At 66.4% G+C, this 21,587-nt stretch carries 20 protein-coding genes; 8 read left to right on the top strand and 12 right to left on the bottom strand.

Features of this window, described 5'->3' with window-relative positions; all coding sequences use genetic code 11:
- Positions 1-19: 19 nt before the first annotated feature.
- From nuoH to ACYU98_RS13825, 4 genes are read right to left on the bottom strand one after another with little or no spacing between them, the layout of a single operon-like run.
- A complete protein-coding gene (nuoH, locus tag ACYU98_RS13840; protein WP_460468796.1) occupies positions 20-976 on the bottom strand; it encodes an NADH-quinone oxidoreductase subunit NuoH in 957 nt (318 codons plus the stop codon).
- Positions 973-1,512, bottom strand: a complete 540-nt coding sequence (locus ACYU98_RS13835) for an NADH-quinone oxidoreductase subunit C (RefSeq protein WP_460468795.1) — start codon at positions 1,510-1,512, stop codon at positions 973-975. The genes nuoH and ACYU98_RS13835 overlap by 4 nt, the downstream gene beginning before the upstream one ends.
- A complete protein-coding gene (locus ACYU98_RS13830) occupies positions 1,505-2,095 on the bottom strand; it encodes an NADH-quinone oxidoreductase subunit B (RefSeq protein ID WP_460468794.1) in 591 nt (196 codons plus the stop codon). Before ACYU98_RS13830 ends, ACYU98_RS13835 begins: the two co-directional genes overlap by 8 nt.
- Entirely contained in the window at positions 2,085-2,486 is a 402-nt protein-coding gene (locus ACYU98_RS13825; RefSeq protein ID WP_460468793.1) for an NADH-quinone oxidoreductase subunit A, read from the bottom strand. Before ACYU98_RS13825 ends, ACYU98_RS13830 begins: the two co-directional genes overlap by 11 nt.
- 204 nt (positions 2,487-2,690) lie before the next feature.
- Here ACYU98_RS13825 and ACYU98_RS13820 point away from each other — a divergent pair, with 204 nt between their 5' ends.
- Genes ACYU98_RS13820 through ACYU98_RS13810 form a run of 3 tightly spaced genes read left to right on the top strand, consistent with a single transcriptional unit; the run spans position 2,691 to position 5,692 of the window.
- The gene (locus ACYU98_RS13820; protein WP_460468792.1) at positions 2,691-3,098 is read left to right on the top strand and encodes a YciI family protein; all 408 of its coding nucleotides are present in this window, start codon (positions 2,691-2,693) and stop codon (positions 3,096-3,098) included.
- Between the two features lie 39 nt (positions 3,099-3,137).
- Positions 3,138-4,295 carry an RNA polymerase sigma factor gene (locus ACYU98_RS13815; protein ID WP_460468791.1) on the top strand — a complete coding sequence of 386 codons (1,158 nt, stop codon included), beginning with the start codon at positions 3,138-3,140 and terminating at the stop codon, positions 4,293-4,295.
- Positions 4,292-5,692, top strand: a complete 1,401-nt coding sequence (locus tag ACYU98_RS13810; RefSeq protein ID WP_460468790.1) for a sensor histidine kinase — start codon at positions 4,292-4,294, stop codon at positions 5,690-5,692. The genes ACYU98_RS13815 and ACYU98_RS13810 overlap by 4 nt, the downstream gene beginning before the upstream one ends.
- Here ACYU98_RS13810 and ACYU98_RS13805 read toward each other — a convergent pair.
- Complete coding sequence (locus ACYU98_RS13805; RefSeq protein ID WP_460468789.1) at positions 5,674-6,342, bottom strand: response regulator transcription factor; 669 nt, start codon at positions 6,340-6,342, stop codon at positions 5,674-5,676. The two genes, ACYU98_RS13810 and ACYU98_RS13805, sit on opposite strands and share 19 nt — an antisense overlap.
- 96 nt (positions 6,343-6,438) lie before the next feature.
- On the opposite strand from ACYU98_RS13805, the gene ACYU98_RS13800 reads away from it, so the two are divergent.
- The 5 genes from ACYU98_RS13800 to rarD all read left to right on the top strand — a co-directional run bounded on the left by ACYU98_RS13800 (position 6,439) and on the right by rarD (position 12,207).
- Positions 6,439-7,131 (top strand): phosphatase PAP2 family protein, encoded by a 693-nt coding sequence (locus ACYU98_RS13800; protein ID WP_460468788.1) that lies wholly within the window; start codon positions 6,439-6,441, stop codon positions 7,129-7,131.
- Complete coding sequence (locus tag ACYU98_RS13795) at positions 7,128-8,240, top strand: hypothetical protein (protein ID WP_460468787.1); 1,113 nt, start codon at positions 7,128-7,130, stop codon at positions 8,238-8,240. Before ACYU98_RS13800 ends, ACYU98_RS13795 begins: the two co-directional genes overlap by 4 nt.
- 94 nt (positions 8,241-8,334) lie before the next feature.
- On the top strand, positions 8,335-10,209 hold the full coding sequence (locus tag ACYU98_RS13790) for a 2-oxoacid:acceptor oxidoreductase subunit alpha (RefSeq protein ID WP_460468786.1): 1,875 nt from the start codon (positions 8,335-8,337) through the stop codon (positions 10,207-10,209).
- Positions 10,206-11,261 carry a 2-oxoacid:ferredoxin oxidoreductase subunit beta gene (locus ACYU98_RS13785; protein ID WP_460468785.1) on the top strand — a complete coding sequence of 352 codons (1,056 nt, stop codon included), beginning with the start codon at positions 10,206-10,208 and terminating at the stop codon, positions 11,259-11,261. The genes ACYU98_RS13790 and ACYU98_RS13785 overlap by 4 nt, the downstream gene beginning before the upstream one ends.
- 16 nt (positions 11,262-11,277) lie before the next feature.
- Complete coding sequence (gene rarD / locus ACYU98_RS13780) at positions 11,278-12,207, top strand: EamA family transporter RarD (RefSeq protein ID WP_460468900.1); 930 nt, start codon at positions 11,278-11,280, stop codon at positions 12,205-12,207.
- 221 nt (positions 12,208-12,428) lie between these two features.
- Here rarD and ACYU98_RS13775 read toward each other — a convergent pair whose 3' ends face one another.
- From ACYU98_RS13775 to nuoL, 7 genes are all read right to left on the bottom strand, one after another.
- Positions 12,429-13,730 (bottom strand): D-arabinono-1,4-lactone oxidase, encoded by a 1,302-nt coding sequence (locus ACYU98_RS13775; protein WP_460468784.1) that lies wholly within the window; start codon positions 13,728-13,730, stop codon positions 12,429-12,431.
- Positions 13,723-14,868, bottom strand: coding sequence for an alanine racemase (locus ACYU98_RS13770; RefSeq protein WP_460468783.1), 1,146 nt, complete (start codon positions 14,866-14,868; stop codon positions 13,723-13,725). The genes ACYU98_RS13775 and ACYU98_RS13770 overlap by 8 nt, the downstream gene beginning before the upstream one ends.
- Positions 14,865-15,473: a TetR/AcrR family transcriptional regulator gene (locus tag ACYU98_RS13765; RefSeq protein ID WP_460468782.1), complete on the bottom strand. Its 609-nt coding sequence runs from the start codon at positions 15,471-15,473 to the stop codon at positions 14,865-14,867. Before ACYU98_RS13765 ends, ACYU98_RS13770 begins: the two co-directional genes overlap by 4 nt.
- Positions 15,474-15,565: 92 nt before the next feature.
- A complete protein-coding gene (locus ACYU98_RS13760; RefSeq protein WP_460468781.1) occupies positions 15,566-16,555 on the bottom strand; it encodes a polyprenyl synthetase family protein in 990 nt (329 codons plus the stop codon).
- Positions 16,552-18,093 (bottom strand): NADH-quinone oxidoreductase subunit NuoN, encoded by a 1,542-nt coding sequence (gene nuoN, locus ACYU98_RS13755; RefSeq protein WP_460468780.1) that lies wholly within the window; start codon positions 18,091-18,093, stop codon positions 16,552-16,554. The genes ACYU98_RS13760 and nuoN overlap by 4 nt, the downstream gene beginning before the upstream one ends.
- Positions 18,093-19,640: an NADH-quinone oxidoreductase subunit M gene (locus ACYU98_RS13750; protein ID WP_460468779.1), complete on the bottom strand. Its 1,548-nt coding sequence runs from the start codon at positions 19,638-19,640 to the stop codon at positions 18,093-18,095. The genes nuoN and ACYU98_RS13750 overlap by 1 nt, the downstream gene beginning before the upstream one ends.
- Positions 19,640-21,571: an NADH-quinone oxidoreductase subunit L gene (gene nuoL, locus ACYU98_RS13745; RefSeq protein ID WP_460468778.1), complete on the bottom strand. Its 1,932-nt coding sequence runs from the start codon at positions 21,569-21,571 to the stop codon at positions 19,640-19,642. The genes ACYU98_RS13750 and nuoL overlap by 1 nt, the downstream gene beginning before the upstream one ends.
- Between the last annotated feature and the right edge of the window lie 16 nt (positions 21,572-21,587).

The raw sequence follows: 21,587 nt of genomic DNA, 5'->3' as shown, positions 1-21,587 counted from the left end.
CCTTGCAGCAGAACCGGATTCATCCGACGTACACCACCCCGACGGCTGTGATCACCAGTTGCAGCAGCGCGATCGGCACCAGCCACAGCCAGGCCAGCCGCTGCAGTTGGTCCTCGCGCAGCCGCGGCCATGCGACCCGGATCCACAGGATGAGGCAGGCGACGAGGAAACCCTTCAGCAGCGTCCACACCCAGCCGATCCAGTGGTCGGCCGGGCCGGTCCATCCACCGAGGTAGAGATTGGCGAAGACCAAAGACATCACCACGATGCCGGCGTATTCGGCAAGGAGGAAGAGCGCGAAGCGCAGCCCGGTGTATTCGGTGTACGGCCCCAGCACCAGCTCCGAGTCGGCGACCGGCATATCGAACGGCGGCCGTTGCAGTTCGGCGGTCGCAGCGATCAGGAAGACCAGCGCGCCGGGAAGCTGCCACAGCAGCCACCAGGGGGTCCAGGCGTGGGCGATCTGCAGCAACGACAGCGATCCCGCGGCCATCGCGAACGAGGCACAGGAAAGCAGGAGTGGCAGTTCGTACGACACGAGCTGCGCGGCGGCGCGCAGGCCACCGAGCAGCGAATACTTGTTGCCGCTGGCCCAGCCCGCAATCAGGGTGCCGAGCGTGGCGACGCCGGTGATGGCAATGACCCATAGCAGCGATGCGGGAATGTTCGCGGCCACCACGTCGGAGTCGAGCGGCACCGCCGCGAGCGCCAGCATGTAGGCCAGGATTCCCAGGGCGGGCGCGATCTTGAACATCCGGCGGTCGGCCGCGAAGGGGACGATGTCTTCCTTCTGCACGAACTTCACGCCGTCGGCGACCAGTTGGGCCCAGCCGTGGAAACCACCGGCGTACATCGGGCCGACCCGGCCCTGCATGTGGCCCATCAGCTTGTGTTCAGTTTGGCCAACCAGCAGTGGGAGAACCAGGAAGGCGGCCAGGACGGCGATCGTACGCAGCGTGACTTCCGCCCAGATCACCGTGGACCCCAGCTCTCGTCGGGCACACCCGGCGGCTGCAACTTGCGTCGCGGGGCACGACCAGCCTTCGCGGCGTGGGCGTTCGCGGCTTCACCCGGTTCCTTGGCACCGGGCCATGCCTTGGTGGCCCGCGCGACCAGCACGAACGACTTGCGCAACGGGTTGCCCTCGAAGCCGTCGGGCAACAGCAACGGACGCAGGCCGCTGGCGGTCGGGTCGGTGAAACCGTCGAAGCCGATGCCGAACATCTCGAAGGTCTCACGCTCGTGCCATGCGGCACCGGGCCACACCCAGGTGAGGCTCGGCAGGCGCTCTCCGTCGGGCACCCGGGTGATCAGCAGCGTCTCGCGGTAGGCGCCCGGAGTGACATCCAGCAGGTGCAGGACCACGTCGAAGCCGGGCTCCTGTTCGTCGTCCACCTGATCGACTGCGGTGAGGAAGTCGAAGTAGTCAAACCCCTCCGCACGCAGGGCGGTGGCCCGGTCGATCCACTCGTGGCGATCGCAGCGCGCGGTCGGAATCTCGAATTCAGCCACCAACGCCTCCTGGCGGAGCGACCCTGGGACGCTGCAGCGCTGCCGTCGCCACACTGCGGTCGGCAGGGCGAGCATGCTTGGCGCGCAACGACTTTGTCGAGATCCGCTCGCTGGCGATGCGGTCCTGCAAAACCATGATGCCCTGCAAGAGTGCCTCCGGCCGAGGCGGGCAACCGGGCACGTAGACGTCGACCGGGATCAACTGGTCGACGCCCTTGGTCACGCAGTAGGAGTCCCAGTAGGGGCCGCCAGAGTTGGAACAGGCACCGAAGGAGATGACGTATTTCGGCTCGGGCATCTGGTCGTACAAGCGGCGGATGGCCGGCGCCATCTTGTCGGTGACGGTGCCACTGACGACCATCAAGTCTGCTTGCCGGGGGCCCGGCGCGAACGGAATGACGCCAAGTCGGATGAAGTCGTGGCGGGCCATCGAGGCGGCGATGAACTCGATGGCGCAGCAGGCCAGCCCGAAGTTGAAGACCCACAAGGAGTAGCGGCGGCCCCAGTTCAACACGATGCGCAGGGGCTTCGGCGCGGCAGTCTGAACCGCGCCGACGCGCGGCATCGGCAGGTCAGTCGTCATAGCCGGCTCCGTCGGTTGTCGCTGTCCAGGAAAGCGCCCCTCGACGGGCCACGTGGGCGAGGCCGACCACAAGCACCGCGACGAAGATACCCATTTCGGCCAGGCTGGTGCGGCCGAGATGCGGATCACGCAGCACCAACGCCCAGGGGAAGAGGTAGACCGTGTCGATCGCGAACACCAGATAGAGGAAGGCATAACCGAGGTATCGAACCTTGGTTTGCGCCCAGCCCGAGCCGGTCGGATCGACGCCGGATTCGTACGTCGTCAGCTTTGCGGGGTAGGGGTCGCGGGGTGCAAGCAGCCGCCGGGCCACCATCGCGGCGCAGAAGAGCAGGACGGCCGCGACCGTGACTCCGGCGAGTACGAGGTAGCCGCTGAGCCCGGAATGCACCCGCGCAGCCTAACGAAGTCGGGACCACCTGCCCGGGACCGCCACGGGCTGGATGCTCGAACATCCGCCCGCGGGCGAATCTTCGCGACACACCGATCAAAGAAAGTTTCGAAAAATATCGGCTCGATGTCGAGAACGACCGCTCGGCTCCGTCTCCCAGATGAGGCGGCCACCCGGGCCGTCCGAAACACAAGGAGATCGGCCATGAAGTACCTACTGCTCAAGCACTACCGCGGAGCTCCCGCCGGACGCAACGACGTTCCGATGGACCGCTGGACCCCTGAAGAGGTCGATGCTCACATCGGCTACATGCACGACTTCGCCGAAAAACTCACCGGCAGCGGTGAGTTCGTCGACGGCCAGGCGCTGGCGCCCACGGGCTCCTGGGTGCAGTACGGCGGTGAAGGCAAGCCACCGGTCGTTGACGGCCCGTTCGCGGAGACCAAGGACCTCATCGCGGGTTGGATGATCATCGACGTCGGCTCCTGGGATCGAGCAGTCGAACTGGCCGGCGAGCTGTCCGCTGCGCCCGGCGCCGGCGGCCGGCCGATCCACGAGTGGCTCGAGGTGCGCCCGTTCTTGACCGAGGCCCCCGACGAACCGCAGAACTGACCAGCACGACCGCAACTGACGGATCGAGGAATCCATCCCGTGGACGCCACCAGGCTGCGAGAGATCGTCCCCGCAGTGATCGGCGTCCTCGTGCGGCGCGGAGCTGACTTCGCGACCGCCGAGGACGCCGTGCAGGACGCCTTGGTCAGTGCCCTGGCCACCTGGGCGACAAACCCACCGCGTGATGAGTTCGCCTGGTTGGTCACCGCCTCGTGGCGCAAGGTCGTTGATGCTGCCCGCTCCGATCAGGCCCGCCGTCGGCGGGAAGAAGCGGTCGACAGTGAGCCGACCGCAGAACCGGTGGCTGGCAACGACGACACATTGCAGCTCTACTTCCTCTGCGCCCACCCGGACCTGTCGCCGGCCGCGGCGGTCGCCCTCACCCTGCGCGCGGTCGCCGGGCTCACCACGGCCCAAATCGCCCGCGCCCATTTGGTGCCCGAGGCGACGATGGCCCAGCGGATCAGCCGCGCGAAGAAAACGCTGCGCGACCGATCGTTGGACCGATCCGGCAACGTCGCCACCGTCCTGCGAGTCCTCTATCTGATCTTCAACGAGGGCTACAGCGGCGAGCTCGACCTGGCCGCCGAAGCCATTCGAGTCACCCGCCAACTGCAGGCCCTCACGGCGGAACCCGAGGTCGACGGGTTGCTCGCGCTGATGCTCATCCACCACGCCCGCCGAGCCTCGCGCACCGACGGGCAAGGTCGCCTCATCCCGCTGAACGAACAGGATCGCTCGCTCTGGCTGACCGCTCAGATCACCGAGGGCGTCGACTTGTTGCAGGCCGCTCTCGCCCGGGACCAGCTCGGCGAATACCAGGCTCAAGCCGCGATCGCGGCGCTCCATGTCGACGCGCGTACGCCCGCAGAGACCGACTGGCCGCAGATCGTCGGTTGGTATGACGAGCTGCTCCGCCTCACCGCGGACAGCCCGGTCGTACGACTGAATCGTGCGGTCGCGATCGGTGAGGCCGACGGGCCAGCGGTCGGACTCGCCGCTCTGGCGCAGGTTCCCACCGAGACGCCGCGATGGGAGGCTGTTGCGGCTCATTTGCACGAACGTTCCGGCGAATTCGACCGCGCCACAGGCGAATACACCGCGGCTGCCGCCGTCGCCACCAGCACCGCCGAACGCGACCATCTGCAGCGGTGCGCCGCCCGCGCCCGCGCTGCGTCCGTACGATCACGTCCATGACCTGGTCGATCCGGCAGCGCGTGCTGACCCTCACCACGCTGGCCGGACTGATCGTGGCCACCTTGGGAGTCGGGCTGTTCGCCCTGCTCTTGCACACCGTGCTGTCCAACTCGGTGACGGACGCCTCCCGCGCCCAGACCGCGCGCGTCGCCTCAGCCATCGCCACCAGCGACGAGTCGATCGCCCAGGTGATCGAAGGTGTGCCGGCGCAAGGAATGCTGATCCAGATCCTCGACGCCTCGGGAAAGGTGATCGCCTACTCAGACCCGGACGCGGCCCGTCCGTTCCCACACCCGACCGCGCCGTCCGGGCAGGTGAGCGTGCAGAAGTACGACTCGATCGGACCCTCGACCGAGGGCAAATACTCCGTCGCGACAGAGCTGGTGGTGACCACGACCGGCGACCCGGTGCGCGTCGTCGTGGCCGCAACACTGGAGCCCGCGAGCGACTCGATGCACACCGCGGTGGCCATCCTTGCCGCGGCCGGATTCGTGTTGCTCGCCGGCTTCGTCTACCTCGTCTCCCGCGCCGTACGCTCCGCGCTACGCCCCGTCGACGACGTGCGCCGCGAGGTGGACCGCATCGAGCAAGCAGGCAGCGATCGCCGGGTGACCGTTCCGCCCACGAAGGACGAACTGGCCCGGCTCGCCACGACGATGAACCACATGCTCGACCGCTTGGAGACCTCCGATCGGGCCATCCGCCGCTTCGTCTCGGACGCCTCCCATGAACTGCGCAGCCCGATCGCGACCCTGCGCGTGACCCTGGAGACGATGCCCGATGACGACGCCGAAATGCGCCGTCGGCTGCCGGTGTTGTTGTCCGAAACGCTGCGCCTGCATCGCCTGGTGGACGATCTGCTCACCCTCGCCAAGACCGACGACCACGGTTTCGCGCTCTCCTACGGCGAGGTCGATCTGGACGAACTTTTCGCCGCTGAGGTCGCGCGATTGAGGGCGACCGGCTCGGTCACCGTGGTGCCGCAGTTCGAAGCCGTACGGATCGAGGGTGACGCCCCGCGCATCGCGCAGGTCTTGCGAAACCTCGTCGACAATGCCCGCGGCCACGCCGCCACGACCGTCCGGCTCGGGTGTCGCCAGGACGGCGATCACGCGCTGCTCTGGGTGGAGAACGACGGACCGCCGATCTCCCCCGCCGATCGCGAACAGATCTTCAACCGGTTTGTACGACTTGACGACTCCCGCGCTCGCGCGAACCCACGCGAAGGCAGCGGCCTCGGGCTGCCGATCAGTCGGGCCATGGTGGAGCGTCACGGCGGCAGCATTGCGGTGGTCGATGGCGAGGCGGGCTGGACCCGTTTCGCGGTCGCACTCCCGCTGCGTCGCGAGCAGACTCGCCGAGTTCAACTCCGCCGCGATCAGTCGAGCAGTTTGTAACCCATCCCGCGAACCGTCTCCAGCGAACGCACCCCGAACGGTTGGTCGATCTTGCGCCGCAAATACCCGACATAGACCTCGACGATGTTGTCGCTGCCCTCATAGGCCGAGTCCCACACGTTCTCCAGGATCTCGTTCTTCGACAACACTCGGCCGGGGTTGCGCATCAGGAAATGCAGCAGCGCGAACTCGCGCGCGGTCAGCATGATCGGTACCCCGTCGCGCGTCACTTCGACCCGGCCCGGGTCGAGTTCTAAGGACCCCACCGCGAGCGCCACCGGTCGAACCGGCGCCCCACGGCGTACGAGGGCGCGCAGGCGGGCAACCAAGATCGGGAAGCTGAACGGCTTGGTGAGGTAGTCGTCGGCGCCGATTTCGAAGGCGTCGGTCTGGTCGTACTCCCCATCCTTCGCGGTGAGCATGAGCGCCGGAACCCACACGTCGGCCGCGCGCAGGTTGCTCAGCAGGTCGTAGCCGTTGCGTCCCGGCAGCATGATGTCGAGCACGATGACGTCGTAGGGGTATTCGGCCGCCATGAACTGCCCGGTCACCCCGTCATTGGCAACGTCGACGACGAAACCCTCGGCCTGAAGCCCGTCGCGGATGGCCTCGGCCATCGCCCGTTCGTCCTCGACCACCAACACACGCACGGTGCATCCTCTCGGGCTGTTCCCAGCATCTCTCAGGGTCGGCTCAGTGCGCCGGGCCCACGCTGGGACCGTAGCCGATACCGTCCCAGGAGACCCATGTCCACATCGACCACCCCGAATTACACCCACCACCTCACGCCGCCTCGGACCCGCGAGTGGCCGCGCCTTGGCGCCATCTGGGGAGCTGTGTCGATCGCACTCGGACTGATCCTGGGGTTCACGGTCACCGCCCTCGGCGCCGGCACCACCGGTGAACTTTCGCTCGACAAGACAGTCGCGGCCGACCGGTTCCCGGCGCTCGCCGACCTCGCCCGGTTCGTCGATGTCGTGTTCGGTCCGCCGCTGGCAGCGACCTGGGTAGCGATCATCTGCCTCGCTTTGTGGGCCCTGCACTCCTTCCGGATCGCGATCGTCTTCGGGGCGCTCACCAGCGTTGGCTGGTTGTCGAGCCTGATCGGCAAGGCCGTGGTCGAACGGCCGCGGCCGCCGATGTCGGTCCACCCGCTCGTGCTGGAAACCGCCCGCGACAGCTTCCCCAGCGGCCACACCTCCTTCATCGCAGCGGCCGTGGCCGCAACGGTGGCCACGTTGTGGTTGGTCAGGCGCCCGGTCCGGTTGGCGTGTTGGCTCGGCGCCGCGCTGGTCGTCGTCGTCGCGGCAACCCGGCTGGTGCTTGGCGCTCACTATCTCGCCGACGTGGTGGGAGCGCCCCTGTTCGCGGTCGGGGCGGTCGCGATCGGCACCGGGCTATGGCGCACCGGTCGAGTGCCAGGAGTGACCAACCGATGACCGCCTTCTGGGATCGACTCAACCTGCGTGATCGCGCTCTGCTGACGGCGTGGCCCATCCTCTGCGTGGCCATCGCCGCGGCCTGGCACGGCTGGCATTCCTGGCACTTCTTCGCCGTTGCCGGCAGCGATCTGCTTGAGTCCGGACCACACGACGGGCTCCACATCTACGCGGCTCACCCCGAGCTGCAGTTCGGCCCCATCACGGTCGGCGTTGCCGCCGTCCTCAGCCTCTTCCCCGCCGCCCAATTCGTCGCCGCCGTGGTGATGGTCCTTCTCGGCATCGTCAGCTTGGCCTGCCTGATCGACGTCGGCGAAGGCACGCTCGGACGGAGAGCGATCATGCTGGTGGTGGCCGTGTTGGCCCCGCTGTGGGCGATCGTCGCGGTGCAATACGCCCACCTTGACGACACCCTCGCGATCACCTTCGTGGCGCTGGCAATGACTCGCTATCGACGTGAACAATGTTGGTGGACAACGGTTTTGCTCGCCCTGGCGGTTGGGGCCAAACCCTGGGCTCTCCCGATGGTGGTGCTGCTGGTGGGAGCGCCCCGCCGCCTCTGGCCGGCCCTCGCCGCCCTCGGTGCCGCCCTGGTCGCTCTCCCCTGGGCGCCGTTCTTCCTCGCCGATCACGCCACCTCCCGGATCACCAGCTTCCAGATCCCGGTCGATGTCGGCTCGGGTCTGCACGCCCTCGGCGTCCACGCATCCGGAACCCCCGCCTGGGACCGTCCGGTGCAGTTCGTCGCCGCCGGCCTGCTCGGAATCCTCGCGGTTCGGCGCGGCCGGTGGGTGGCGGTGCCGTTCGTGGCCCTCGCCGTACGAATGTCGATCGACCCGGGCGCCTACGACTACTACGCCGCCAGCCTCGCTGTGGCCGCAGGATTCGTCGATGCGGGCCGCGGTCGGCGGGTGCCCGCGTACACCCTCGGTGTCGGTGCGTGGGTGCTCTTCGATTTCGCGCTGCAGGCCGCCGGCTTGAATCTGGTGCGCAGCGGCGTACGGCTGGTCGTGCCTCTCATCGGCGCCCTGCTCGCGGTTTACGGATCGACCCGATCGGTCGCAACAGAGCCGAAACAGACGAGTCACCAACCCATAACTAATTGTTGACCTATCCATAAATTGGACAAGCTTCAACGGACCAACCATCCACGGCGTACGGTGGCAGAAGTCAGGCACACCTAACACCCGAAGTGGAACCTCAGTGAGCAGCACGCAACAACGAGTCCTCGACCGCGTCGTTATCCGGTTCGCGGGAGACTCCGGCGATGGCATGCAGTTGACCGGCGATCGGTTCACCGCACAGACCGCAGCCCTCGGCAATGACCTGTCGACCCTGCCGAACTTCCCGGCCGAAATTCGCGCACCTCAGGGCACTTTGCCCGGTGTCTCGAGCTTCCAGTTGCACTTCGCTGACCACGACGTGCTCACCCCGGGCGACGCCCCGGACGTGCTGGTCGCGATGAACCCGGCGGCGCTTAAAGCCAACCTCGGCGACCTCCCGCGCGGCGCGATGATCATCGTCAACAGCGACGAGTTCGGCAAACGCAATCTGGCCAAGGTCGGCTATGACGCGAACCCGCTCGAGAACGACTCGCTTGCCTCGTGGCAGGTCCACTCGGTGCCGCTCACCTCGATCACCGTCGAAGCGCTGAGCGAGTTCGATTCGCTCACCCGCAAGGACAAGGAACGGGCGAAGAACATGTTCGCGCTCGGCCTGCTGTCGTGGATGTATTCGCGCGATACGGCCGGAACCGAACGCTTCCTGCAGAGCAAGTTCGCCAAGAAGCCCGACATCTTGGCGGCGAACATCAAGGCACTGCATGCCGGCCACGCCTACGGCGAAACCACCGAGGCCTTCGGGGTTCGCTACGAAGTCGCCCCAGCCCCGATGCGCAGCGGCACCTACCGCAACATCACCGGGAACACCGCCCTCGCGTACGGCCTCGTGGCCGCGGCGCATCGCGCCGGACTGCCGCTCACGCTCGGCAGCTACCCGATCACCCCGGCGTCCGATCTGCTCCACGTGTTGTCCGGGCTCAAGCGCTTCGGCGTCAAAACGCTGCAGGTCGAAGACGAGATCGCAGCGATCGGGTCCGCGCTCGGCGCCAGCTTCGGCGGTGCACTCGGCGTCACCACCACCTCCGGCCCAGGCCTGGCCTTGAAGTCGGAGACCATCGGCCTGGCCGTGTCGCTCGAGCTGCCGCTGGTGATCATCGACGTCCAACGCGGCGGACCCTCCACTGGGCTGCCGACCAAGACCGAGCAGTCCGACCTACTCCAGGCGATGTTCGGACGCAACGGCGAGTCACCCGTGGCCGTGATTGCACCGTCGACCGCGACCGGCTGCTTCGCTGCGGCGATCGACGCGGTGCGGATCGCGACCACCTATCGCACCCCGGTGATCCTGCTGTCCGATGGCTACCTCGCCAATGGCTCCGAACCCTGGCTGGTTCCGCAGGTCGACGAATTGCCCGACCTGACAGTTGAATTCACCACCGAGCCCAACGACGTCGACGAGGACGGCAAGCCGGTGTTCCACGGCTACAAGCGCGACCCGGAAACCCTCGCGCGGCCCTGGGCGGTGCCCGGCACCCCCGGTCTCGAACACCGCGTCGGCGGCATCGAGAAGGCCGACATCACCGGCAACATCAGCTACGACCCGGCCAACCACGACCACATGGTCCGCACCCGCGCAGCCAAGATCGCCGGCATCAAGGTGCCTGACCTCGAGGTCGACGACCCGACCGGCGACGCGCGACTGCTGGTCCTGGGCTGGGGCTCCACCGAGGGTCCGATCCGCGCCGCCGCTCGGCTGGCCCGGGCCGGCGGGGCGAGCGTCGCCACCGCGCAACTACGCCACCTCAACCCGTTTCCGGCCAACCTGGGCGCGGTCCTGAAGTCCTACGACCGTGTCGTGGTGCCCGAGATGAACCTCGGCCAGCTGGCGCTGCTGCTGCGCGCGAAGTTCCTGGTCGACGTGCAGTCCCACACCGCCGTACGCGGCCTGCCGTTCACCGCGGCCGAACTCGCCGTGGTGTTCGCCAGTGAGCTGGAGAAGTTGGAGGAGAGCAAGTGAGCATCGATCTGGGCATGCCCGGAACCCAGGGTGTGCCGGTCACCGAGGCAGCCCAGACCAAGCGGGACTTCACCTCCGACCAGGAGGTGCGCTGGTGCCCTGGTTGTGGCGACTACGCCATCCTCGCCGCGGTGCAGGGCTTCCTGCCCGAGCTCGGACTCAAGCGCGAGAACATCGTGTTCGTCTCCGGCATCGGCTGCTCGAGCCGCTTCCCCTATTACCTCGACACCTACGGGATGCACTCGATCCATGGGCGCGCGCCGGCGATCGCGACCGGCCTGGCCGCCTCGCGCGGTGACCTGTCGGTGTGGGTCGTGACCGGCGACGGCGACGCACTGTCGATCGGCGGCAACCACCTGATCCACGCGCTGCGCCGCAATGTGAACATGACGATCCTGTTGTTCAACAACAAGATCTACGGCCTCACCAAGGGGCAGTACTCCCCCACCTCCGACATCGGCTCGGTCACCAAGTCGACCCCGTTCGGTTCGGTCGACCGCCCGTTCAACCCGGTCTCGCTGGCGCTCGGCGCGGAGGGCACCTTCGTGGCCCGCACCATGGACTCCGACCGCAAACATCTCACCGCGACGCTGAAAGCCGCTGCGGCACACCGGGGCACCTCACTGGTGGAGATCTATCAGAACTGCCCGATCTTCAACGATGGCGCGTTCGAACTGTTGAAGGACCGCGACGAAGCCACCGCCCGCATCCTGCATCTGGTCCCCGGCGAACCGATCCGTGCCGGCAAGGACGGTGACACTCGGGTCGTGGTCCGCACCGACGGTGGGTTGCGGGTTGTTGCCGAGGCCGACGCCGACCCGGCGACCGTCGTACGCCATGATCCGGCCGACCTGCCGCTGGCCTTCGCGCTCTCCCGCCTCGATGACCCGGGTTTCGCGCACGTGCCGATGGGCGTCTTCCGCAACGTCGAGGCGCCGACCTACGACGACGGCGTACGCGCTCAGATCGACGCTGCGGTCGGTGGCCGTCCCGCAGCTGACGCCGACCTGCAGGCCCTCCTCGCCGGAAACGACACGTGGGCTGTCAGCTAGCGTTCCCCGCGTGAGTATGGACCGCGACGACGTCAGCAAGGGAACACTGTTCGGGCTCGGCGCATATTTGCTGTGGGGTGCGTTCCCGCTCTACTTCCACCAACTGCTTCCGGCCAACGCCTGGGAGATCCTTGCCCACCGCATCGCGTGGACGTTTGCCGTCTGCGTGATCGGGGTGCTGGTGTTGCGCCGCACCGGATTCATCGCGGCGCTGTTGCGCGACCGCCAACGCCTCGGCCTGGTCTCGATCGCCGCCGTGACGATCGGCCTCAACTGGCTGATCTACGTCTACGCGGTCAACGCCGGCCACACCTCCGACGCTTCGCTTGGCTACTTCCTGAATCCGCTGGTCACCATCGCTCTTGGGGTGCTGGTGTTGCATGAAAACCTGCGCCGGATGCAGTGGGTTGCGGTCGGCATCGGCGCGATCGCCTGCCTTTACCTCGCGATCGACGGCGGAAACTTCCCGTGGATCTCCATCTGCCTGGCGCTCAGCTTCGGAACCTACGGCCTGGTCAAGAAGCGGATCGGCGACACCCTCAGTGCGTTCGAGTCGCTCGCCGCCGAGACCAGCGTGCTCTTCCCGATTGCGATCGCCGCCCTGATCTGGCTGTCGGCGACCGGGCGCACCACCTTCACCGACAACGGCGCCGGTCACTCGATCTGGCTCGCGTCGTCAGGCATCGCCACCGCCATACCGCTGCTGCTTTTTGCCGCCGCCGCCTCGCGCGTTCCGCTGGTGACGATCGGGCTGCTGCAGTTCGTGACCCCGATTCTGCAGCTGATTTGCGCGGTGGCCTTCCTGCACGAACACCTCAGCAACGGCCGCTGGATCGGCTTCGGCATCGTGTGGTTGGCGCTGGTCGTGTTGACCTTGGACTCGGTGACCAACTCCCGGTCTCGCCGGCTGGCCCGCGCGGCTCAGGAAGCAGCCGCCTGCTCATAACCTGCCCTCCCTCGACACTTCGGGCAAGATGACGCCCGTCGGCGCGGGTGGGTACGTCCTATGTCGTCGATGTGGGCTTTCACTTATGACCGAAAACCTCTCCACTTGTAAGTGGGGGCCGGAATCAGCCGATGAGGGGTACCCCCGCTGTGCGCTTCGTCGCTGCGTGTGCGGACCGCGTACCGGATCCGCGCACCGCGCGAGCAACACATCCCGTGCAGCTACGCCCCGAATACCTGTTCGGTATAGGGGTTGGCGAACGTACGCCCCGGGTCCAACCGATCTCGTACGGCCAAGAAGTCGTCGAACTTCGGGTAGACCCGCCGCAGATCATCGGCGCCGAGACGGTGCATTTTTCCCCAGTGCGGTCGGGCCTCGTAGTCGGCCAGGATGTCCCAGAAGGCCGCGAAATACTCCGCGTGTGACCGCCGGTGATACTGGTGAATCGCGATGTACGCCGACTCCCGCGCATAGGAGGTCGAGAGCCATACGTCGTCGGGTCCGGTGAAACGAACCTCCACCGGAAAGGTGGTCGTGCTGGGGTGGGCGCGGTGCCAGGCATCCAGTCGCCGCAGGACCTCGGCCGCGTCGCGGCGCGGCACCGAGAACTCGCTCTCCCGGAAGCGCACGTCGCGCTCGGTGGGATAAACGATGTGGGACCAGTCGGTGTAGGACTTCGCCGACAGCGCGCGGGCGCTCACCTGGTTCAGCGTCTTCGTCAGGCTTGGGGCGCGGGTGGCCACTCGGTTCAGCGCCTCGAACAACCGGTTGGAGAGCAGGTCGTTCTCCAGCTTGTCCTTCCACCGCGGCATCGGCGCGCGGCGCGTCTCATCGTGGTGCCGGGCGTTGGTCTTGGCCAACACCCGATCGGTGTCCGGGAACCAGAAGAACTCGAACTGGTCGTTCCCGTCGATCCGTTCGTCGAGGCTTTCGAGCACCTTCTCGAAGTGCTCGGGATCCTCCCGCGCATCAAGCAAATACGCTGGAACACACTGGTATTGGATCGCGGTGATGACTCCCAAGGCCCCGACGCCGAGCGCAACCGCCGGCAGCAGTTCGGGGTTCTCGCGCTCGGTCACCCGCAGCAGTGAACCGTCGGCCAAGACCATCTCAACCCCGCGCACCATCCCGGCGAACCCGGTGAGCCCGATCCCTGTTCCGTGGGTTCCGGTCGAGGTCGCACCAGACATCGTCTGCCGGTCGTAGTCGCCTTGGTTGGGCAGCGCCAGGCCCTGCGCGTGCAGCTGCACGACCGCGTCGCTGAGGCGGGTGCCACTGCGAATCCAGACCCGCTGGGCGTCCAGGTCAACCTCGCCGAGACCACTGAGCGCCGACATTCGCAGCTGCAGGTCAACCGGTTGACCTATCGCGGTGAACGAATGACCCGCACCGATCGGCTTCACCCGACGACCCGCGGCCGTCGCTTGGGCGACCACCTCCTGCAGGTGCGCCACGTCTCGGGCGTCGACCACGTCGATCCCCGATGCGGTCACGCTGCCAGACCAGTTGCTCCACTCAGCCAAAGTTCTGCCCTTCGCCGCGATAAGTCGGCACCCGGTCGACAATCTGTCCCCTGCTGACCAACACAATCTCATCGAATCGTTCGCACATCTCGCCGGCCTTCGCGTGACGGAACCACACCGTGTCGCCAATCGACAACGAGCGAGCAGCCTTGCCGCGCAACGGGCTCTGCACCTCACCAGCGCCCTCCTGGGGCAGGTAGTGCAACCCGGGTGGGAAGACCGGCGTCGGCCGGCGTGAATCATCGACCACCCCGGAGGCCAGGTAGCCACCGGAGAAGGTGACCGCGATGTCACGGGCCGGCTTCCGGGTGACCGGAGATCCGAAGAACGCTGCCGGTCCGGTCCCCAGGTCGGTGAACCCGTCGAAGCTGGTCGGGGCGAACAGTCCTGAACCCGCGGCGAGCTCGGTGATGGCCGGGTCGAGTGAGGTGGTGTGCAGGCTGCCTGTTCCGCCACCGTTGACGAACTCCAGGGTGGCGTGTCGCTCGACCGCTGCCCGAACGGCACCACGCTGGCGATCCAGTTGCCGGTTCGACAACGACTTCACCATCCCGATGCCCGTCTTGTTGTCGGGCACCCCTGCCACCTGAGCCTCGTAGAACATCATCCCGACCAGGTCGACGCCCCCAGTGTCGGCGATCAGCGCCGCCATTCGGCTGGCTTGCCGGGGGGTGTGGATGCTTGACCGGTGCGCTCCAACGCTCACCGGCCCGAGGCGTAGCGAGCAGTCGATGTCGAGCGCCACCCGCAGCGGGTGGTCCCCCGCGGCCTGCGCCAGCAGCCGTACGTGGTCGGGCAGGTCGACCATGAAGGTCACCGCGGCGGCCAGCTTCGGATCGGCGGCCACCGCGTGGATCGACGTGGTGTCAACGCTCGGATAGGCCACGATGATGTCGTCGATTCCGTTGCGCGACAGAAAGATTGCCTCTGCGACGGAATAGCCGAGGACCCCTTGGAACTCGGCCCGCTGCAGCACTCGCTCGATCAGCGACCGGACCCGTACGGACTTCGAGGCCACCCGGATCGGCAGCCCACCAGAGCGGTCCACCAACGCCTGCGCGTTGGCATCGAACTGGTCCAGGTCGATCGCTGCGGTCGGCGCACCAACGGCATCGAGGGCTTCCCAGACGGCAGTCATGAGTCCTTCAGTCCGGCCGCCAGCAGGGTGCCGAGCAGCGTCGCGTAACCGTCGAACACCTCCAGAGCCTTTTCGTCGTCCCGTTCGGCAATCCAGGCCAGCGCAACTCCATCGGTCATCGCGATGGTCATCCGCGCCAAGACGTCCGGCGCGAGCGGCAACGCCGCGACCTTGTCGCCGAAGGTCTCGCGAATGAATCGCTCGACCGTCGCGAAGGCATTGCGGAACATCGTCCGCGCTTGTTCCGGACCCGGATCCTCCTGGCGCACCAGGTGAGTGACCAACTCGTAGATCAGCCGCTGCCGATCGGAGTTCCCGCCAGCTTCAAGCCAATACGCGCGGAAGGCTGCGTTGATCAGGCCGACATAGTCATCGGCGTCGACTCCGGTCAGATCGACCTCGAGACTGGGCTGGGTAACCGATTCGACGACCGCCTCCAACAGGGCACGTTTCGAGCCGAAGCAGTAGTGGACCGTTCCGAGCGAGACGCCGGCTTCCTTGGCGATCCGGCGGACGGTCGCGGCCTCGAGCCCCTCCGTCAGCGCCACGCGGATTGCGGCGTCGACCAACTCGGTGCGACGGACTGCGGCCGGGGTTCGGGCCATCACGCCATCCCTTCTAGGTCAACCGTCCAACTGGGTGATCCTCACACCGTAGACCAGTGGCGATCACCGCGCGGCGGGTCAGCTTGAACCTTTCAGGCGAAACGATTTGCCACCGCGAGCGGTAGCGCCCGCAACATGTCGACTGCATCGCTCGCCGGGAAGTCCGCAAGGAGCGCGGCGGCCCGAGCAGCCACCTCGTCGGTGTAGTCCCGCGCTCGTTGCAACGCCGGGTGGGCCCGCATCGCAGCGAGGGCCTCAGCATGTTCCGCCGGGTCACTCAGCGGTCGAGAGACGAGGTCCTTCAGGCGGTCGTCGGCCGGGTCGGTCGACTGCTGCACGTAGAGCACTGGCAGGGTCCGCACCCCTTCGCGCAGGTCGGTGCCCGCAGCCTTGCCCAGGTCGTCCGAGCTGAGGTCGAGAACGTCGTCAGCCAGCTGGAAGACCATGCCGACCAACTCGCCGTACTGCTCCATGGTCGTCACGACGCGCTCGTCGCAGCCACCGAACATCGCGCCGTAGCGCGCGGCGGTCGCGATCAGGGAGCCGGTCTTGTCGGCCAAGACCCGCAGGTAATGGTCCATCGGGTCAGCGCCCTCGGGCGCCTGCCGATCGTCTTCGATCTGACCGGTGCAGAGGCGTACGAAGGTCTCAGCCTGAATCCGTACGGCGTCGGCGCCCAGCCCCGCGATGATGGCCGAGGCCTTGCCGAACAGCAGGTCGCCGACCAGGATCGCCGTCGAGTTGTCGTAGCGCGCATTGACGCTGACGACCCCGCGACGCAACTCCGCTTCGTCCATCACGTCGTCGTGATAGAGCGAGGCGAGGTGAGTCAGCTCGACGCCCACGGCCGCATCGACCACCTGCTCATCGAGACCGCTGCCCAGCTCGGCGGTGAGCAGGGTGAGCATCGGCCGGAACCGCTTGCCACCTGCCTCGGCGAGGTGGCGGGACGCACCGTCGATGAACGGGTCGTCGTGTCGTACGACTTCCTGCAGCCGGGCATCGACCCGGCTCAGCCCCTCGGCGAGAGTGGCCGACAGTTCGTCGGTCGCGCCCGGGACTCCGAGGGTCGCAGCGCTCATCGGACGAACTGCGACGCGTGACCAGCGACGTCGAAGGCCCAGCCCGGCAGGACACCGAGAATGATGGTCAGGATCGTGCCGGCAGCCAGGGTGGTCGCGGTCAACGGCGACGGCATGATCGCGGTGACGCCGTCGGCCGGGTCGCTGAAGTACATCAACACGATGATCCGGGCGTAGACGAAGGCGGTGACCGCTGACATCAAGACCGCGACGATAACCAGCCAGGTGCCACCGTGGGCGACGGCCGGGGCGAACAGCGCGAACTTACTGGTGAAGCCGGCAGTCAACGGGATCCCCGCGAACGACAGCATCAAGAACGCCATGATCGCGGCGAGCACCGGGTGGTTCTTGCCCAGCCCAGCCCACTCGGAAAGGTGAGTGGCCTCGACGCCCGACTTGCGCACCAACGTCACCACGGCGAATGCGGTGACCGTGGCGATGCCATAGGCGAGCAGGTAGAACTGCAGACCGGTGATCGACGCCTTGTCGACCGCATAGATCGCGATCAACAGGAAGCCGGCATGGGAGACCGAGGAGTAGGCCAGCAAGCGCTTCATGTCGGTCTGGGTCACCGAGAGCACCGAACCGACGACCATCGTCAACAGCGCCACGATGCCGATGACCGGCTGCCAACTCCACCGCATGGTGTCGAAGGCGACGTAGAACACTCGGGCCAGGGCGCCGAATGCGGCCAACTTGGTGCCCGAGGCCATGAAACCGCTGATCGGGGTCGGGGCGCCCTGATAGACGTCCGGAACCCAGGAGTGGAACGGAACGGCGCCGACCTTGAACAGCAGACCGACGGCGATCATCACGATGCCCATGATCAGCATTGGGTCCTTGCCGGCAACGACGTCGACCGAGCCCTGCACGACCTTGAGGTCGAGCGAGCTGGCAAAGCCATAGATCAGCGCTGTGCCGAACAGGAAGAACGCGGAGCTGAACGCACCGAGCAGGAAGTACTTCAGCGCGGCTTCCTGCGACAGCAGGCGGCGACGGCGAGCCATGCCAGTCAGAACGTAAAGCGGCAGCGACATGACTTCAAGGGCCACGAACATGCCCAGCAGGTTGTTGGTGGCCGGGAACAGCATCATGCCGCCGACCGCGAACATCACCAGCGGAAAGACCTCGGTGGTGGTCGCGCCGAGACGCTCGGCTTGGGCCTCCAACGGCGAACCCGGCGTGGAGGCACCCGACTGGGTGAACGCGTCCGGGGAGTTGCCGCTGAACCGCTCGGCGATGACCGGCAGTGAGAGCAACGCGAGCAGCAGGACGCTGCCCTGGAACATCAGCGCGGGAGAGTCGATCGCCAACTGGCGACCGGCGGTCACGCCCTGGTGGTCACGGGCATAGGCCACCAGCATCACGAACGATGCGACGACACCGACGACGGCCACCGCGAGCTGCGCCGCGTAGCGGCTGGCGCGCGGCACGAACGCCTCGACCAGAACACCGACCATCGCTGCACCGAACACGATGAGCATCGGTGCAATCGCGAGGTATTCGATGTCCGCCTGCACAAAGGTGCTGGGCTCCATTACTTGGCGCTCCCGTCAACAGCCACGCCGTGCAGCGGCGCGGGGTCCTTCACACCGACGTGTTGCAAGGTCTGCGACACGGCGGGCTTCAACATGTCCAATGCCGGCTTCGGGTAGATACCCAGGCCGATCAGGAAGGCGATCAAGACACCGGCGACAACCTTCTCGCGCAGGTCGAGATCGGGCATCGAGGCGAACTTCTCCCCCTCGGGCTTCGGTCCGGTCATCAGACGCTTGTACATCAGCAGGATGTAGATCGCGGCGAGGATCACCCCGGTCGCGGCGATCGCGGTCGCCACCTTGTATTTCCCGAAGCTGCCGACCATCACCAGGAACTCCGAGACGAACGAGTTCAGACCCGGCAGGGCAAGACCGGACAGACCGGCGATGAGGAACACGCCAGCCAGGCCGGGCGTCACCCGCTGCCAGCCGCCGTAGTCATCGATGTTCTTGCTGCGGCCACGCGCAATCAAGAAGCCGGCGAACAGGAACAACGCACCGGTGGTGAAACCGTGGTTGATCATGTAGAGGTCCGCACCGACGTGGGAGGTCGTGGTCATCGCGAAGATGCCCAGCACGATGAACCCGAAGTGGCTGACCGAGGTGTAGGCGATCAACCGCATCATGTCGGTCTGGCCGATGGCCACCAGTGCGCCGTAGATGATGGAAATCACGGCAAGCGTGATGACCACCGGGGTCGCCCATTTGGCGGCCTCGGGGAACATCTGCAGGCAGAACCGGATCATCCCGTAGGTGCCGACCTTGTCGAGCACACCCACCAACAGAACCGCGGTGGCGGGCTTGGCCTCGGTGGCCGCGTCAGGCAACCAGGTGTGCACCGGCACCATCGGTGCCTTCACCGCGAAGGCGATGAAGAATCCGAGGAACAGCCACTTCTGGGTGCCGAGCGACATGTCGAGCCCGGTGAGCTTGCTGATCAAGAAGCCGTATTCGCCGCCGGGGCCCTGCTGGTAGAGACCGATGACGGCCACCAGCATGATCAAACCGCCGAGCAGTGAGAAGATCAGGAACTTCACCGAGGCGTACTGGCGGCGCGGGCCACCGAACTGACCGATCAAGAAGTAGACCGGGATCAGCATCGCCTCGAAGAAGACGTAGAACAAGAAGACGTCGGTGGCGGAGAAGACACCCACGATGAACGTCTCAAGCACCAGCATCAGGGCGAAGTACGTCTTGATGCGGCCGGCGCTGTCACCGTCGACGTCTTTCCATGCCGCCAGGATCGACACGGGAACCAGAACCAGGCTCATCAGGATCAGCGCCAGCGCAATGCCGTCGACACCGAGCGCGTAGGACACGCCCAACTGCTTGATCCAGGTGTGGGTCTCGGTCAGCTGGAACTGCTGGGTGGTGCCACCGGTCTTGAACTGGGTGAAGGCCGCGATACCGACGACGAGGGTCACGATCGAGAACACCAGCGCGACCATCCGCGCCGAGGCCGCAGCGGCCTTCGGCAACAGCGCGATGACGAGGGCGCCCACCAACGGCAGAACGCCGATCGTGGTCAGCCAGGGGTAGTTGGACATCAGTTGATCACCCACAGGAGGCCGAGGATCGCCACGACACCGACCAACATCGTCGTCGCGTACGAGCGGACATAACCGTTCTGCAGCTTCGCCAGCCGGGAGGAGCTCCCGCCGACGATGGCTGCCAAGCCACCAGCCGCGCCGTCGACACCCTTGTTGTCGGCGTAGACCAACGAGCGCGTGACGTGCAGACCTGGACGGGCGAAGATCGCCTCGTTGACGTCGTCCTGGAACAGGTCCTGGCGAGCGGCGCGGGTGGCCAGCGAACCGACCGGCGGTGTCACCGGAACCTCGTCGCGCCAGTAGCGCATCCAGGCCAGGGCGATGCCACCAGCAACCAGCAGCAGCGTCACGATCATCAGAACCGGAACCGGCAAGACCGGGTCACCCTCCGTGTGGCCACCGACCACCGGCTCGAGCCAGGAGGTGATCAGACCCGTCGGGCCAAGGATCAGACCCAGGAAGGCGGAACCAACGGCCAGGATCATCATCGGGATGGTCATGACCAGCGGCGATTCGTGCGGGTGGACGTCGTCGGTCCAGCGCTCCTTGCCGTGGAAGGTCATGAAGAACAGGCGCGACATGTAGAACGCGGTGATACCGGCGCAGATCAGCGCGCTGAGTCCGAAGACCCACGGGCGCCAACCCTCACCGATGAACGCGGCCTCGATGATCTTGTCCTTTGACCAGAAGCCGGACAGACCCGGAACGCCGATGATCGCCAGCCACCCCAGACCGAAGGTCACCCACGTGATCTTCATGACCGTGGACAGACCACCGAATCGGCGCATGTTCACCTGGTCGTTCATCCCGTGCATGACCGAGCCAGCACCAAGGAACATGCCGGCCTTGAAGAAGCCGTGAGTCACCAGGTGGAAGATCGCGAACGCGTAGCCGACCGGTCCGAGCCCGGCAGCGAGGATCATGTAGCCGATCTGGCTCATCGTCGAAGCGGCCAACGCCTTCTTCAGGTCGTCCTTCGCACAACCGACGATGGCCCCGAAGATCAGCGTGATGGCTCCGACGATGCAGACCGCAAGTCGGGCATCGGGTGTCGCGTCGAAGATCACGTGGCTGCGCACGATCAGGTAGACACCCGCGGTCACCATGGTGGCCGCGTGGATCAGTGCCGAAACCGGTGTCGGACCTGCCATCGCATCACCCAGCCAGGCCTGCAGCGGGAACTGCGCGGACTTACCGCAGGCAGCGATGAGCAGGAGGATGCCGATCGCTGTCAGCCAGCCCTTGGAGGTTCCAGCCACCGCGGCGTCGACCGACGCGAAGTCGACCTTGCCCCAGACGGTGAACATGCTGAAAATGCCCAACAGCATGCCGAAGTCACCAACACGGTTCATGATGAACGCCTTGTTGGCGGCCGTGGCGTAGGCCGGGTTCCAGTTCCAGAAGCCAATCAGCAGGTAGGACGCCAGACCGACGCCCTCCCAGCCCAGGAACAGACCGACATAAGAGTCAGCCAGCACCAAGGTGAGCATCGAGGCGATGAACAGGTTCAGGTAAGCAAAGAACCGGCGCTTGTCCGGGTCGTGCTCCATGTAACCCAACGAGTAGACGTGGATCAGCGAGCCGACGAACGTAATCAGCATGACGAACGTCAGCGACAACGGGTCGAGCAGCAGCCCGAAGTCGACGTTCAGCGCGCCAGCGGGGATCCAGGAGAACAGGTGGAGGTGCTGCGCACGACCCCCCGCACTCATCCCGAACATCGCGGTGATGATCGCGACACCGAATCCGAAGGAGGCCCAGGACAGACCCGTGGCCAAAGCTGGCCCGATCTTGTCGAGCTTGCGGCCACCGAGCAGCAGCAGCGCGGCGCCGAGCAGCGGCAGCGCGATGAGCAGCCAGCCCACCCCCGCTACACCCTCTGCGGCACGCGCGGCATGCACCTCGCCGGCAGTTGACAGGAAGTTCACCTACGTCACCGATCCC

It is taken from the genome of Calidifontibacter terrae, from assembly GCF_054778835.1.
Note: the sequence above shows the minus strand (reverse complement) of the source record. Positions and strands in the feature narration are given on the sequence as shown.

What these genes read in the sequence shown, in the direction of transcription:
- ACYU98_RS13830 (WP_460468794.1), bottom strand. Translation starts at nt 2,095, where the DNA reads ATGACGACTGACCTGCCGATGCCGCGCGTCGGCGCGGTTCAGACTGCC.
- ACYU98_RS13820 (WP_460468792.1), top strand. Translation starts at nt 2,691, where the DNA reads ATGAAGTACCTACTGCTCAAGCACTACCGCGGAGCTCCCGCCGGACGC.
- ACYU98_RS13810 (WP_460468790.1), top strand. Translation starts at nt 4,292, where the DNA reads ATGACCTGGTCGATCCGGCAGCGCGTGCTGACCCTCACCACGCTGGCC.
- ACYU98_RS13800 (WP_460468788.1), top strand. Translation starts at nt 6,439, where the DNA reads ATGTCCACATCGACCACCCCGAATTACACCCACCACCTCACGCCGCCT.
- ACYU98_RS13795 (WP_460468787.1), top strand. Translation starts at nt 7,128, where the DNA reads ATGACCGCCTTCTGGGATCGACTCAACCTGCGTGATCGCGCTCTGCTG.
- rarD (WP_460468900.1), top strand. Translation starts at nt 11,278, where the DNA reads ATGGACCGCGACGACGTCAGCAAGGGAACACTGTTCGGGCTCGGCGCA.
- ACYU98_RS13770 (WP_460468783.1), bottom strand. Translation starts at nt 14,868, where the DNA reads ATGACTGCCGTCTGGGAAGCCCTCGATGCCGTTGGTGCGCCGACCGCA.
- ACYU98_RS13765 (WP_460468782.1), bottom strand. Translation starts at nt 15,473, where the DNA reads ATGGCCCGAACCCCGGCCGCAGTCCGTCGCACCGAGTTGGTCGACGCC.
- ACYU98_RS13760 (WP_460468781.1), bottom strand. Translation starts at nt 16,555, where the DNA reads ATGAGCGCTGCGACCCTCGGAGTCCCGGGCGCGACCGACGAACTGTCG.
- nuoN (WP_460468780.1), bottom strand. Translation starts at nt 18,093, where the DNA reads ATGGAGCCCAGCACCTTTGTGCAGGCGGACATCGAATACCTCGCGATT.
- ACYU98_RS13750 (WP_460468779.1), bottom strand. Translation starts at nt 19,640, where the DNA reads ATGTCCAACTACCCCTGGCTGACCACGATCGGCGTTCTGCCGTTGGTG.